This is a genomic window from Collinsella sp. HCP3S3_E5, assembly GCF_052067635.1.
Lineage (GTDB): Bacteria > Actinomycetota > Coriobacteriia > Coriobacteriales > Coriobacteriaceae > Collinsella.
In genome coordinates this window covers 34608-49742 of the sequence record NZ_JBQHQF010000016.1, presented here as the reverse complement: position 1 = coordinate 49742, position 15135 = coordinate 34608, and the positions used below count along the sequence as shown (strand labels likewise).

Genomic DNA, 15135 nt, shown 5'->3' with positions numbered 1-15135 from the left:
CCGATACAATACGGAGAGGCGCAGCGATGCGCTCGGCGGCCGCACGCCGGCCGAGTTCCGCGCCGCGCTGGGAAGGGCCGCGTAACGGTCCAAGAAATCGTCCGCAGTCCCCGTCCATTCTGGGATGTGACTTCCCGATGGGGGCCGATGCGGAAACTGCGTCCCGTTTCGGGTCTTTAAAGCGGGACGCGGCTTCCCCTAGGGAAGCATCTCGTTATTTGCCGTCGTCGTCCTGGGCTTCATCGCGCGCGTAGAGCTCCAGCATGCGGCGGCGGTATTCGCGCACGGCGAGCTTGGCGCGCTCCAGGCGGCGGCGCTCACGCGGAGTCAGCTCGGACGGGTCGATCTCGTCGCCATAGGTCTTCTCAGCCAGCAAATGAGCGGCGTCCACGATACGGGCATCGATGTGGCCGCTTGCCGCCTCGGTCGAGAGGCGGTCAGCAATGGAATCAAGGGTAGGTATGCCGTCGAGCGAACGCCCATGGCCATGCGAGGTCAAAAGCTCATGCTCGCGCGCGAGCAGGCTCGCTAGGTCGTGGTGAGCGCGCAGGATATCGAGTGCGTCGGCAGGGTGCTCGGCGACCTCTGCCACGGCAGTGGCCGGCGCGGCATCGACCACGCGATAGAAGAGCTGCGCGAGCAGCGGCATCAAGAACACCGTGATGGCACCGGCGGCTACCATAACCGAGGCGACGTCTTGCGACAGAGCGCCTGCGTTGACGGCCACACTCGTCACGGCAACGATGATCGGCAGGGCCGTGGTGCAGTACAGGGCCACGGTAATGCGGCCATACGCCGAAACGTCACGTGTCGCGGGACAAATGCTCATAGAGACAAGGATCGGTACGGCGCGAATGATCAGCAACGCCGCGATAAAGCCCACGAGCAGACCCGGGCGCGACGCCACGGCCGTCAGGTCAATCTTTGCGCCCGACACGGTAAAGAACACCGGAATCAAAAAGCCATAGGCCAGGCCATCGAGCTTGGTCTCGAGCGTATGGTTGCCCTCGGGGATGATATAGCGCAGGACAAAGCCAGCGGCAAAAGAGCCCAACACGATGTCGAGGTCAAAGATGGCGGAAAATGCCACGAGTGTGACCAGGATGAGCACCGTCAGGCGCACGAACGTCTGCGACGTCGTGTCGGCCCGTTCCTCGACAAACGCAAAGAAGCGGCTGCCGACGCGCTTGGAGCGGCTCGGAACCACGGCCAACAGCACACAGACCAGTGCAAACAAGCCAAGGATCACGAGCGTCTGGATACCAGTACGAGCGGAGAGCAGCACCGACATGGCAAGCACGGGACCGAGCTCTCCCCACGTGCCATAGGCAAGGATGGAGTCGCCCACGCGCGTGCCGGTCAGCGAACGCTCACGCATGATGGGCACGAGCGTGCCGAGCGCCGTCGAAGTGAGCGCCAGCGTCACGGCGATACCGTCGAAATGGCTGACCGAGAACCACGGGGTAAAGCGCACGGCAAGCCAGGCGATGCCAAACGTGACGACCCACGTCGCCATACCGTAGCGTCCCTCGACGCCCGTGATGTTCTTGGGGTCGATCTCAAAGCCGGCAAGCAGGAACAAAAAGGCCAGACCGAGCTCGGACACAAGCGAGACCTCGGCATCTACATGGATGACGCCGAGCATATGAGGTCCCAGCACCGCGCCGAACACAAGCAAAAAAACCGTCTCGGGAACGGGCTTTCCGGGAATCGCCGATGCGATAAAGGGGCTTGCAAAAGCCACAAGCGCGATGATGGCGAGCGAAACGAATGCCATGTGATGCCTTTCTCTTGTTTGCGCTTCACTGTAGCACCCTCGCCGTCCTCAATACGCCATGAGCTGTCGTATCATAGTGACGTTTACAAACATGTGGCTCAAGGCGACCGCGAGGCTTGTCCCGCAAACCGACCGCTGCCGCATACCGCACCGTACGCCCAACCGATCAGGAAGGCAGGAACCAATGGTCTCTCGTATTTACGTGGAGAAGAAACCCGGGTTCGACGTCGAGGCTCAGCAGCTCAAGGGCGAGCTGACCGAAATTCTCGGCATCAAGGGCATCGAGGCCCTGAGGATCATCAACCGCTACGACGTCGAGGGCATCGACGAGGAGCTTTTCCGCTCCTGCGTGCCGACCGTCTTTAGCGAGCCCCAGGTCGATGTGACCTACGACGAACTCCCCGCAAGCGATGGCGCCGTCTTTGCCGTCGAATTCCTGCCTGGCCAGTTTGACCAGCGCGCCGACTCCGCCAGCGAGTGCGTGCAGCTCATCAGCCAGGGCGAGCGCCCCGCCGTGCGCTCCGCCAAGGTCTATATGATCTCGGGCGCTCTGGACGAAGCCGCCATCGAGGCCATCAAGCACTACGTGGTGAATCCCGTCGAGGCCCGCATCGCCTCGCTCGACCTACCCGAGACGCTGTACATGGAGACCCCCGAGCCCCAGCCCGTCGAGGTGCTCGACGGCTTCCGCGAACTCGACGAGGCCGGCCTTGCCGCCTTTATCTCCGAGCGCGGCCTTGCCATGGACGAGGCGGACATCGCCTTCTGCCAGCAGTACTTCCGCGATGAGGACCGCGACCCCACCATCACCGAGATCCGCGTGATCGACACCTATTGGTCCGACCACTGCCGCCACACCACCTTCGGTACCGTCCTGGACGACGTGACAATCGATGACGCCGTGGTACAGCAGGCCTTCGACCGCTATATGGAGATGCGCCACGAGCTCGGTCGCGACGCCAAGCCCGTCTGCCTCATGGATATGGGCACCATCGGTGCCAAGTACCTTAAGAAGACCGGCGTCATGACCGATGTCGACGAGTCCGAGGAGATCAACGCCTGCACCATCAAGGTGAAGGTCGATGTCGACGGCGAGGACCAGGACTGGCTGTTCCTGTTTAAGAACGAGACCCACAACCACCCGACCGAGATCGAGCCCTTCGGCGGTGCCGCCACCTGCGTGGGCGGCGCCATCCGCGACCCGCTCTCTGGCCGCAGCTATGTGTACCAGGCCATGCGCGTCACCGGCGCCGGCGACCCCACCGTCCCGGTCTCCGAGACGCTCGAGGGCAAGCTGCCGCAGCGCAAGCTCGTGACCACCGCTGCCGCCGGCTACTCCAGCTACGGCAACCAGATCGGCCTTGCCACCGGTCAGGTCAACGAACTCTATCACCCCGGCTACGTGGCCAAGCGCATGGAGGTCGGCGCCGTCGTGGGCGCCACCCCGGCAAACCACGTGCGTCGCGAGTGCCCCGCCCCCACCGACAAGATCATCCTGCTGGGCGGCCGCACCGGCCGTGACGGCATCGGCGGCGCCACCGGCTCCTCCAAGACCCAGAATACCGATTCCATCGAAACCTCGGGTGCCGAGGTCCAGAAGGGCAACGCCCCGGTCGAGCGCAAGCTGCAGCGTCTGTTCCGCCGCGGCGACGCCTGCCGCCTGATCAAGCGCTGCAACGACTTTGGCGCCGGCGGCGTCTCGGTCGCCGTTGGCGAGCTTGCCGACGGCCTGTATGTCGACCTGGACACCGTGACCAAGAAGTACGACGGCCTGGACGGAACCGAGCTCGCTATCTCCGAGTCCCAGGAGCGCATGGCCTGCGCCGTCGCCGACGGTGACGTCGAGGAGTTCATGGGTTATGCCGCCGAGGAGAACCTGGAGGCGACCGTCATCGCCGAGGTTACCGCCGAGCCGCGCATGCGTATGGCCTGGAACGGCGTCGCCATCGTCGATCTGTCCCGCGAGTTCCTCAACTCCAACGGCGCACCCAAGCACCAGGTCGCCCACGTGTGTGCCCGTAGCGTGTGGCAACCCAGCTGGGCCGGTACCACGCTTGCCGAGCGCATGACCTCGCTTGTCACCGATCTCAACGTCGCCTCCAACAAGGGCCTTTCCGAGCGCTTCGACTCCACCATCGGTGCCGCTACCGTGCTCATGCCCTTTGGCGGCAAGACGCAGCTCACCCCGAGCTCTGCCATGGTCGCCAAGTTCCCCGTGGACGGCGAGACCACCACGGCGAGCGCTATGGCATGGGGCTTCAACCCCTACCTGATGGAGGCCGACCAGTTTGCAGGCGCCTACCTGTCCGTGGTCGAGTCCATCGCCAAGCTCGTTGCCGCCGGCTTTGAGCACAAGCGCGCCTACCTCTCCTTCCAGGAGTACTTTGAGCGCCTGCGCACCGAGCCCGAACGTTGGGGCAAGCCCATGGCAGCCGTCCTGGGCGCCCTTATGGCCCAGGTCGACCTGGGTGCCGGCGCCATCGGCGGCAAGGATTCCATGAGCGGCTCGTTTGAGGACGAGGCCGGCGAGCTCAACGTTCCGCCGACCCTGATCAGCTTCGCTGTCGCCGTGGGCCGTGCCGCCCGCGCCGTCTCCCCCGAGTTTAAGGGCCTCACGCACCGCGTCGTTCGCATCGCCCCCGCCACCTATGGCGAGGACTACCGCCCCGATGCCCAGCAGCTGCTCGCCGCGTTTGACGCCGTCGAGGCGCTCACCGCTACCGGCGACGCCCTGGCCGTCTCCACGCCCGGCTACGGCTGCGGCGCCGAGAGCCTCTTTAAGATGTGCGTCGGCAACCAGATCGGTATCGAGCTTGCCGAAGATGTGGACGTTGAGAGCCTCTTCACCCCGCTCTACGGTAGCTTTATCGTCGAGCTCGCCGAGGACGCCGAGCTGTCCGAGGTCGCCGACGGCGTTGTCGTCGAGCCCCTGGGTACCACCGTCGAGGGCTATGTCATCGACACCGGCTCCGAAGTCATCGAGCTCGCCGAGCTCCAGGAGGCCTGGGAGAGCGGTATCGAGGGCGTCTTCGCCTACCGCAGCGCCGGCGAGACCCCCGAGGTCGAGGCCATCGACTTCCGCGCCAAGGATATCCACGTGTACGGCGGCGCCAAGATCGCCCGCCCGCGCGTGATCATCCCTGTGTTCCCCGGCAACAACTGCGAGTACGATAGCGCCCGCGCCTTCCGCGCCGCCGGCGCCGAGGCCGACACCTTCGTGATCAACAACCTCACGCCCGAGGCCGTCGCCGAGAGCACCCACGAGCTCGCCCGCCGCATCCGTGCAAGCCAGATCGTCATGATTCCCGGCGGCTTCTCGGGCGGCGACGAGCCCGACGGCTCCGCCAAGTTCATCACGGCGTTCTTCCGCGCTCCCGAGGTCACCGAGGCAGTCCGCGACCTGCTCAAGGCCCGCGACGGCCTGATGCTGGGCATCTGCAACGGCTTCCAGGCCCTGATCAAGCTCGGCCTGGTGCCCTACGGCGACATCGTCGACGCCACGCCCGATGCGCCCACGCTGACGTTCAACACCATCGGTCGCCATCAGAGCCGTCTGGTGCGCACCCGCATCTCGTCCAACCTGTCCCCGTGGCTGTCGCAGTGCAGTCTGGACGACCCCTACACCGTCGCCATCAGCCACGGCGAGGGCCGCTTTGTCGCCAACGATGAAGTGCTCGCCCAGCTGATCGCCAACGGCCAGGTCGCCACGCAGTACGTGGGCGAGGATGGCAAGCCCAGCATGGATCTCTCCGTCAACCCCAACGGCTCCGCGCTCGCCATCGAGGGCATCACGAGCCCCGACGGCCGCGTCCTGGGCAAGATGGGCCATGCCGAGCGTCGCGGCGACAACCTGTACCGCAACGTGCCCGAGCATGTTCCCGGCGACAAGTTCATGCCGATCTTTGAGAGCGGCGTAGCCTACTTCGCTTAAATACGTTCCCATCGGGTACAATCCCCTCGGGTAACAACACCCGCCACCGGCACACCCGGTGGCGGGTTCTTTTTTACTTCGCGCATACAGGAAGGACATCATGGAAAGCCGCAAGCCGCATCTCGCCACCCTGCCCGGACTCATCCTGGGCTGCCTCGTCTGCTGCGCACTCTGGGGGTCGGCTTTCCCCTGCATCAAGATCGGCTACGAGCTCTTTGGCATCCCCGCGCACGATAGCGCCTCGCAGCTGCTCTTTGCGGGCTTGCGCTTCACGCTTGCCGGCGCCCTGGTTATCGTTGGGATGAGCGCGGCCCAGCGCTGCCCACTCGTTCCACAGGCTCGCGACATTAAGCCCATCTGCATCCTGTCGCTCTTCCAGACTATCGGGCAGTACTTCTTTTTCTACCTGGGACTCTCGCGCGCCAGCGCCATGTCGAGTTCCATCATCGAGGCCAGCGCCAACTTCCTCGCCATCCTCTTTGCCGCCCTGGCGTTTCGCACCGAAAAGCTCGATGCGACCAAGGTGCTCGGCTGCGTACTGGGCTTTGCCGGCGTCGCATTCGTCAACCTTTCGGGTGCGGACGGCACCTTTGGCTTTACACTCGACGGCGAGGGATTTATCTTGGCTTCCACTATTGCGGGCGCCCTGTCGACCTGCCTCATTGGCATCTTCTCGCGCGAGCATGACGGCGTCTTGCTCGCCGGCTGGCAGTTTTTAGTCGGCGGTTTGGTCCTTACCGCCATCGGGTTTTTGATGGGCGGCGCGCTATTCCCCACCGAAATCGCCCCCGCCATCGCGCTCATCATTTATATGGCGCTCATTTCCGCCGTCGCGTACTCGCTGTGGTCCCGCCTACTCGCCGTCAACCCCGTTAGCCGCGTTTCGGTCTTTGGCTTTATGAACCCGGTCTTTGGCGTGCTGTTGAGCGCGTTGTTGCTCGGAGAGGGCGCTGGCACGAGCCCCGTTACCGTAATTGTGGCCCTGCTCTTGGTCTGCAGTGGCATCATCATTGTCAACAAACCTAAAAAGGCCTAACAAACCACCCCGTTTGGAAAAGGGCAGCTCTCACTTTAGCTTAATGGAGTACACTGTATCTCGTTGATTTCGTACCGAGTCGCGGCGGCAGACGCCGTCTTGCCGTAACGCGCCGGCGACATCGAGGGGATACAGATGCATAAGAAACTGGTTATGGGAAACCAGGCCTTTGCGTATGCCGCGCTTGCGGCGGGCGTTCGCGTGGTCGCCGGTTACCCGGGCACGCCGTCGACGGAACTTGTCGAGACAGTTGCCAAACTCAAGGCCCAAGGTAGTGCCGAGGGTGTCCACGTCGAGTGGTCGACCAACGAAAAAGCCGCGCTCGAGGTGCTGGCAGGTGCATCGTATGCAGGAGCGCGCTGCCTTTTTACCTGCAAACAAGTTGGACTAAACGTTGCCTCCGACCCGCTCATGAGCCTCAACTACGTGGGCATCAAGGGCGGTCTGGTGCTGTTTGTTGCCGATGATCCCGGCCCCATCTCCTCTCAAACCGAGCAGGATACGCGCCGCTTTGCCGCATTTGCGAAGATCCCCGTGCTCGATCCGCAAAATCTGGAGCAGGGTTACGCGATGATGCAAGAGGCATTTGAAATCTCGGAGCGCTACCATACGCCCGTTATCGTGCGCCCCACCACCCGCGTATGTCACGCCTCAACCTATTTGGAGGTACCCGAGCATACCGTCGCACATCCCGCTGGCACCTTTGAGAAGGATCCCAAATGGGTTATCTTCCCGCGCCGTTCGTTTGCCGCCCATGGCGAGGTTAACGAGCGCCTGCCGCAGATTGCAGACGCCTACTCCAGCGGCAAGGCCGCAGACGCGTTTAACCCCATCGAAAACCATGGCGATGCCACGCCGCGCTCGGTGAGCTACCCCGCTCCGAGAAAAAGACGAGGCGCATCTTCGACAGCCGATACTAGTCCCCGAAAGCGCAGAAGGGGCACACGACCATCGCAACGGTCGTGCGCCCCTTTTTTCTAGCGTATCTGGACGCCGGCTTTCTTCTTCTCGCGCTTTACGCGGTAGAGCTCCGCGTCGGCAGCACGGAGCAAGTCTTGCCAGGTATCGACGCCATCACCAACCCGTGCGTAGCCGATGGACATCCGCAACAGATACGGAACCTCGGCGCACGCGAGCTCGTCGTTGATTGCCGCGCACAGATGCAAGATATCCTGCTCCGCCATCGCCTTTTGAAGCACCACGAACTCATCGCCGCCATAACGCGCGATAAAGCTACCAGACGCCGAGCAGACTTCTTTGAGTGCAGCGGATATGACCTGAAGAGCATGGTCGCCCTCCACATGTCCATAGCGATCGTTAATCTGCTTAAAGCCGTCGGCGTCCATCATAAGCAGATACACGTCTTCGGCCTGATCCACATTTGAGAAGAGCGACAGTATATAGGTCTCAAAACGGTTGCGATTGTTGAGGCCAGTCAACGGGTCGGTCGAGATGAGCTGCTCCTGGAAGACAATGTAGAGCAACAATATGCTAATCATTATGCCGACACAAAGGCCGGGCACCGAGTATACGACCTGAAAGGTACCGCCCACCAGGGCCGGAATGGCGAAAAATGCCAAGGTTCGATAGATGGTCTTCGTCTGCAGGCTCTCGACCCTGCGAGATTGCACAAACGCATGTAGGGACGTATGTATAACGTAGCAGTAGCTGACAATGGGCTGGATCATATAAGCAGAGCCGCGACTATACACGCCCTGCGAATCGATATAGAACAGGGCGTGCGTCCAGTAACTGGTAAACGCCAGCACGACCACCAGAACCGTAGGCGACGCTACAAGCACCACCCTATAGCGCGAGGCCAAAAGGCGAGAACCCTGCACCGTCTCGGAATAGATAAACCAAATGAGACACACGATGGCAAAGAGCGAAAACGAAACCGCGTTGGAAATCCAGTTGACAGCAATGCCCAACGTGTCGTCCACACCATCCAATAGCACCCAGATCATATCGAATAATATGTACGCGGCAGAGGTGTAGCCAAGCGTGCTAAACAATAGCTGCTGGGTGCTCGAGAACAAGGAGCGACGACTCCGCACGGCAAGCCCGATAAGAACAATCATGCTTAGCAGGAATATCTCAATCTTGAGCGCCTTAACCACCAGGCCCATCTCCCCGCCATCAAACCGACAGCGCTTCTCCGAGCCGCACGCATCACCATAACTCCCCCAATCCAGAGGGGAATGAGGGAATAACACCAGAGTGCCCGGGCGCTCTCACGGCGCGAGTTGCACGCCAGCATCATTGATGGGCGCCGATGGCTACTCGCCATCGATGTCGGCCGCGACGGCTTCCTCGATGGCCTCGACACCGGCGGGCGACAGGTCTTCCTTGCCCTGGTAGAACTTCTTATCGACCCAACCGGTCAGAATCGGAGCCATGATTGCCGTGATGATGACGGCGGTGGCGATCTGAGCGTATGCGGCGGGCGCAAGCTCGGCATAGCGCGGCGCGACCTCGGCAAGAGCAACCGGCGTGGTCATAGCCGTGCCGGCGATAGTGGAACAAGCCACGGCGGCTTTGCCGTTACCGCCGCACAGGCGCTCGAACGCAAAGGTGATGGGACCGACGACAAACAACGTGACAAGGCCCAGCAAGATGCCGGAAATGCCGCCGGTGATAAAGCTCGACAGGCTCATAGACGCACCGAGCTGAAATCCGATGACGGCGATCGCAGGATTGGTGCCGGGAACCAGCAGGTTCTTGATGAACGGGAAGAGGTTGCCCAAAACCATGCCAATCACGAGCGGCAGAATGGAACCGATGATGGTGCCAACGGGAATGTTGGCAAGACCAGAGACACCAAGAATGATCATGGTAACCGCAGGGCCCGCCGTGAAGAACAGGATGCCCACGGCGCCCTGCTCGGACTCGTCGCCAAACTCGCCCATGATGCCCGTGTAGAGCGCCATGTTGCAAAACGTAATGCCGCCGATGATGGAAACCGAGCTCAGGCCCAAAAAGTTGTCGTTAAAGAAATACGCAACGCTCAAGCCCAGCACGGCTGCCACCACAAGCTTAGGAATCAGTACGACGATGCCGGTCTTGATGGCACCCGGCGTGGACTTAAAGCTGATGCCGGCGCCCACAAACAACAGGATCGCGGCGACGATGGTATTGGAACCGCCGCGGCAGGCGGCGGTAAAGAAGCCGCCGATCTCGAAGACCTGCGGGCAGAAGGTATTGAGCAAAAGGCCGACGATCATCGGGTAGATCATGATGTCACCCGGAATGCGCGGTACTTTGAATTTCTTTTGCTCGTTGGCGATCGCTTCCTGTGCCATGAAACCCCCATTTCCGCCGACGCAGAACAAAAGCCCACGTCATGCTTTGCTACAGTAAAGTTTGACCATGGTACCAGAAGAAGCAGACCGGCTCGGTGAGAAATCCGATTCGTTGGGCCCGGACGGTAAACGCACCCCACTCCTATACGAGGCTCAAAACGATATAGAGCCCGATACCCGAGACGCAGCACCACAACATCGACTTTGTCTTGATTGCCACCGCAACGACGCCGACAGCCGCTGCGAAAAGAGCAGGCAAATAAAGAGCGATGTGCAGACGAAACCCGCAATAGCGGTGGGGACATCGACAACGGCGCACCTATCGCAACATTGGTAAGCATCACCGGCCAGACGGTTTTAACGATTTTGAACACCATAGCGTTCCTCGTCCCGACAAGCTTTCCGAGCCGCATTCGACGACATGGCAGAATCATCGCCCGGCGGCAACCGAGTTCACCTACAATTGCCACCGGATCGAAAGACACAGAAAGACACAGCTTTTTAGGAAGTCATTATGACAGCTATCGATCGAACGGGGGCAATCGCGGCCTTCAGGACCTACACCGATGCCTACGATGCCGCCAATCCGCGTATCGCGCTCAAAATCGAGCATACGTACCACGTTGCCGAGGCATGTGATGCCGTGGCACGTGAGCAGGGCTGGTCACCGCAGGACATTGACCTGGCGTGGCTTTGTGGGCTGTTGCACGATATGGGCCGCTTTGAGCAGCTGCGACGCTGGGACACGTTTAAGGATGCCGAGAGCATGAGCCATGCGAAGTTGGGCCTCGAGGTCCTTTTTGGCAAAAACCCTGCAGACGCGCCCGCGGCAACAAGTATCCGCGACTTTATCGACAGCCCGGCAGAAGACGAGCTCATCCGCGCGAGCATCGCCTATCACAGTGACTTTCGCCTGCCGGCACAACTCGACGAGCGTACACGGTGCTTCTGCGATATCGTGCGCGATGGCGACAAAATCGACATTATGCGCACCATCGCCGACAGCACCGTCGACACCATCCTCAAGGTGGATGAGGACGCATTTCTCGCCAGCCACTTCTCGGCGCCGACGTTGGCCGCCTTTGACGAGCGCCGCTGCGTCGCACGTGATGAACGCGACGAGCCCGCGGACTACCTGGTAGGACTCATCTGCTTTATGTTTGAGCTCGTCTATCCGGCGAGCCGCGCGCTGGCGCGCGAGCAGGGCGATATCTACCGCCTGCTCGACGCGCCCTTTGGTATTACGCAGCCCTTTACCGACCCCGCCACACAGGCAACCTGGAGCCGTCTTAAGGAAGAGATGCGCGACTGGCTGGCGCGCGCCTAGCGCTCAAGCTGGGCTAGCAGCTCCTCGACGACCTCGACGGCATCACCGACAACCTTGTACTGGGCAGCACCAAAGATGGGGGCATCCGGGTCCTCGTTGATGGCGATAATGCATTCCGCCCCACCGATGCCGGCAAGATGCTGGATGGCGCCCGAAACACCGATACTCACAAGAATCTTGGGCGAAACCGATACGCCCGTCTGGCCAATCTGATGGCGATACTCCAACCAGCCGGCCTCCACGACGGGTCGCGTGCAGCCAAGCTCGGCTCCCAGAGCCTCGGCGAGCCTTCGCATCAGCGGCAGGTTTTTCTTGGAACCAATGCCGCGACCTACCACGACCAGGCGCTCGGCATCGGCGATTGAAGCCTGCTGTCCCCACTCCTCGGCGGGAATCGAGATCTCGACACGAGCCTTAGCATCATCCGCAAGTGCTATCTGGGTGATCGTGCCGGAGCGACCGTAGTCAAAGTCGGGCGCCTTAAAGATGCCGGGGCGCACCGTTGCCATCTGGGGACGATGATTGGGGCAGACGATGGTGGCCATCAGGTTGCCGCCAAACGCCGGACGCGTCTGTTGCAGCAGCCCCGTCTCCGTATCCATCGAAAGCACGGTGCAGTCAGCCGTAAGGCCCGTCTGCAAACGCACGGCAACGCCGGGTGCCAGTTCGCGGCCAAAGGCGGTCGCTCCGTACAGAATGGCCTCGGGCTTGCGCTCTGCCACCAAATCGCAGATGAGGCGGGCGTAGACCTCCACATCGTTCTGGCGCAGACGCTCGTCGCGACAGATCAGGACCTCGTCTGCACCGGCGCAAACCAGATGCTCCAGGTCACCGAGAGAACCCTCGGGGCCCATGCCGACCAGCGCCACCAGGCGACAGCCGCGTGTATCCGCAAGCTCACGGCCCTTGCCCATGAGCTCGAAGGCAACGGGAGCCACCGTATCGTGCTCGTCGGTCTGCGCGAATACCCAAATGTCTCGATATGCATCGAGGTCAACCGCGCCGGCGGCCTCCTCGCGCTCGATCGAAATGGCATTGACGGGGCAAGCGTCGACGCACCCGCCGCATAGGATGCAGCCGTCGGTTACGCGGGCGCAACGGTTGGGCCGCTCGCCTTCCACTACGATGCCGCCCGAGGCACAGGCGCGAACGCAGCGACCACAGCCGATACAGGCTTCGCTATCGATAATCAGTCCGCTCATCTATGCCATCCCCTCGATAATCTTGGCAAGTTTCGCCGCCTGCTCGGACGCCGTTCCGTCAACGGTCTCGCACGTTTGGTCGCGGTCGGGCACAAACGATCGTACGACCTGTGTCGGCGAGCCGGCAAGACCGCAGCGCGCGGGGTCGGCGTTCACGTCGGCAGCGTTGACCACGCGCACGTCCGCCTCCTCGGCCGCACGAATACCGGCGATACTCGGCATGCGCAGTTGGCCAATCTCCTTGGCAGTCGTCATCGCGCACGGCATCTCAAGATAGACCGTCTCCTCGCCGGCATCGCAGCCGTGAACAAGCGCCAGTGAACCACAGGTCGTAAAGCCCGCACTCTGCACGCAGCTCACGTCGGTCACGCAGGGAATCTCGAAGGCACCGGCAAGCTCGGGACCAATCTGGGCCGTATCGCCGTCCACCGCCATCTTGCCGCAGATGAGCAGGTCGAAGTCCTCGTCGAGCGCCTCGATACCGCACTTGAGGGCATAGGTGGTTGCCAGGGTATCGGCACCTGCAAAGGCGCGATCGGTTAGCAGCAGTGCGTCATCGGCGCCTCGGGCGATGCAGTCGCGCAATAGCGATTCAGTCGCGGGGATGCCCATCGACACCACCGTTACGCGCACGTCCATGCCAAAGCCGATAAAGTCGTCCTTCAGCGCCAGCGCGCATTCCAAAGCGCTCGCGTCAAAGGGATTAATGACCGACTGCTTGCCATCGCGCACGATGGTATTGGTCTTGGGGTCCATCTTGACCTCGGTGCTGCCCGGCACCGCCTTGACGCACACCACCATATGGAAATCGCTCATCTTCACGCGCCCCCTTTCTGGACGAGCTCATCCAAGAGCTTCTCCGAAAACAGGTTACCGCGGCCCAGCTGCCCGGCAGGATCGAGCTGGAGCTTGAGCCGCGCCGACTCGACCATGGCCTCGTGACCGTACATCGTCTCCAAGAAGCCCGCCTTGATCTTGCCGACGCCGTGTTCGGCGGAGACGGCGCCGCCCATGGCCGTGACCTCGGAAGCCCACTGGGCAAAGAGCTCTTCGCCGCGGCGGTAATCCCGCGCATCGCGCGGCAGAATGTTCACATGCAGATGGTTGTTACCGATGTGCCCCCAGGCGGCAGATTCAAGCCCACTTTCGGCCAACGTGCGGCGATAAAGGGCGATGACATCGGCCAAGTGCGCGTTGGGCACCGACATATCCGACCCCAGCTTGGTAATGGTGGGGTCCGTGCGGCGACGCTCGTCGATGAGCATGTTGACGCTCTCGGGCACCGCATGGCGGAAGAATCGCTGACACTCGCGATCGACCTCGGTGCGCGCGACCCATGTCGCATCGTCGCTGCCGCCCGCAAGCTCCAGTACCCACCCCAAGTGATACAGCTCCTCAGTCGCCTGGGCTTCGTCGTCGCAGTCGAGCTCCACGTAGACACAGACCTTGGCGTCTTTGTCGAGCGCCGGCAGCGAGGCGAACGCGGTCGACTGCTCGCGCTGACGACGCAGGATATCCAGGGCACCCGCATCGAAATATTCGATGGCAGCCGCGTGGGACAGGACGGGACGTACAGAATCGGTGAAGGACACGGCCTTGTCTTCGCTGTCAAAGAAGCAGCTCACGCCCCAAACGACCGCAGGCGCCGCCTGCAGGGCAATCTCGAGCTCGGTGATGACGCCGAGTGTGCCACACGCACCGATAAACAGATCGATGGCATCCATATCGTCAGCAACGAAATAGCCCGAAGCATTTTTGGTCTTGGGCATGGTGTAGTCGGGAAGGTCGAGCTCGAGCGTGCGGCCCTGCACCGTGACGAGCGAAAGGCGACGGCCCTGTGCAAAAACCTCGCCACGGTGAAGCTCGAGCAGGTCGCCATCGGTCAGCACGACATGAAGGCCCGTGACGTGAGGGCGCATGGGGCCGTAAGCGTAGCTACGGGCGCCGGAAGCGTTGCATGCCGCCATACCGCCCAGGCAGGCAGATGCCTCGGTGGGATCGGTAGGAAAGAATTGCTCGGGAGCTTCCTGGAACTCCTCGTAGGCCTCAAGCGATGCCTGGTCCCAGCCGGCAGTCGGCAGCACTTTCTTGCCCAGTTGCTTGCGCAGTTCAGACAGCACGACGCCGGGCGCCACGCGCAAAAGAAAGCGGCCCTGCTCATCGCGGCGAATGCCTAGGTAGCGATTCATGCGGGAAGTATTGAGAATGTGACCGCCATGAGGCACGGCGCCGGCGGCAAGACCGGTCCGGGCGCCCTGAACCGTCACCGGGACACGCTCGGCATGGAGCTTTTCCATAATGGCGCGGACCTCGTCCTCCGTTGTCGGAAACGAGATGCTCGAGGCCTCGCCCGATGTGCGAGACTCATCGCGACCATACTCTTCGAACTCGTCGGTGAAGGGTTTGATGGTTGCAGACACGCGAACTCCCCCTTTAGCTAACTACAGTGTTTGCAGGGAAATGTTACCGCATCGTTTCACCGACATGTTCGAGACCGTCTCCATAATTGACGTTTTTAACGTTCGCGCAATTCGGCGAACGGTGGAATTTTCGAGACAAG

At 61.8% G+C, this 15135-nt stretch carries 10 protein-coding genes; 4 read left to right on the top strand and 6 right to left on the bottom strand.

What is annotated here, in order from left to right; all coding sequences use genetic code 11:
- Window positions 1-214: 214 nt before the first annotated feature.
- Window positions 215-1777 (bottom strand): cation:proton antiporter, encoded by a 1563-nt coding sequence (locus ACTM82_RS06325; RefSeq protein WP_441032784.1) that lies wholly within the window; start codon window positions 1775-1777, stop codon window positions 215-217.
- Between the two features lie 184 nt (window positions 1778-1961).
- Here ACTM82_RS06325 and ACTM82_RS06320 point away from each other — a divergent pair, with 184 nt between their 5' ends.
- The 3 genes from ACTM82_RS06320 (at window position 1962) to ACTM82_RS06310 (ending at window position 7725) form a co-directional block, all read left to right on the top strand.
- Window positions 1962-5708, top strand: a complete 3747-nt coding sequence (locus ACTM82_RS06320) for a phosphoribosylformylglycinamidine synthase (RefSeq protein WP_441055170.1) — start codon at window positions 1962-1964, stop codon at window positions 5706-5708.
- A 100-nt stretch (window positions 5709-5808) separates the two neighbouring features.
- A complete protein-coding gene (locus tag ACTM82_RS06315; protein ID WP_441055172.1) occupies window positions 5809-6744 on the top strand; it encodes a DMT family transporter in 936 nt (311 codons plus the stop codon).
- Window positions 6745-6879: 135 nt separating this feature from the next.
- Complete coding sequence (locus ACTM82_RS06310; protein WP_441032791.1) at window positions 6880-7725, top strand: hypothetical protein; 846 nt, start codon at window positions 6880-6882, stop codon at window positions 7723-7725.
- Here the strand turns inward: ACTM82_RS06310 and ACTM82_RS06305 are convergent.
- A complete protein-coding gene (locus tag ACTM82_RS06305; protein ID WP_441055174.1) occupies window positions 7722-8864 on the bottom strand; it encodes a diguanylate cyclase domain-containing protein in 1143 nt (380 codons plus the stop codon). The genes ACTM82_RS06310 and ACTM82_RS06305 overlap by 4 nt on opposite strands.
- A 159-nt stretch (window positions 8865-9023) precedes the next feature.
- On the bottom strand, window positions 9024-10046 hold the full coding sequence (locus ACTM82_RS06300; protein ID WP_427719609.1) for a 2-keto-3-deoxygluconate permease: 1023 nt from the start codon (window positions 10044-10046) through the stop codon (window positions 9024-9026).
- A 514-nt stretch (window positions 10047-10560) separates the two neighbouring features.
- Between ACTM82_RS06300 and ACTM82_RS06295 the strand changes: the two genes are divergently transcribed.
- Window positions 10561-11373 carry an HD domain-containing protein gene (locus ACTM82_RS06295; RefSeq protein WP_441032797.1) on the top strand — a complete coding sequence of 271 codons (813 nt, stop codon included), beginning with the start codon at window positions 10561-10563 and terminating at the stop codon, window positions 11371-11373.
- On the opposite strand, the gene ACTM82_RS06290 is transcribed toward ACTM82_RS06295, so the two are convergent.
- The 3 genes from ACTM82_RS06290 to ACTM82_RS06280 are packed head-to-tail and all read right to left on the bottom strand — an operon-like array spanning window position 11370 to window position 14995.
- Window positions 11370-12575, bottom strand: a complete 1206-nt coding sequence (locus tag ACTM82_RS06290; RefSeq protein ID WP_441032800.1) for an FAD-binding protein — start codon at window positions 12573-12575, stop codon at window positions 11370-11372. The genes ACTM82_RS06295 and ACTM82_RS06290 overlap by 4 nt on opposite strands.
- The gene (locus ACTM82_RS06285) at window positions 12576-13391 is read right to left on the bottom strand and encodes an electron transfer flavoprotein subunit beta/FixA family protein (protein ID WP_441055176.1); all 816 of its coding nucleotides are present in this window, start codon (window positions 13389-13391) and stop codon (window positions 12576-12578) included.
- Window positions 13392-13393: 2 nt separating this feature from the next.
- Complete coding sequence (locus ACTM82_RS06280; RefSeq protein ID WP_441055178.1) at window positions 13394-14995, bottom strand: FAD-binding oxidoreductase; 1602 nt, start codon at window positions 14993-14995, stop codon at window positions 13394-13396.
- Window positions 14996-15135 lie beyond the last annotated feature (140 nt).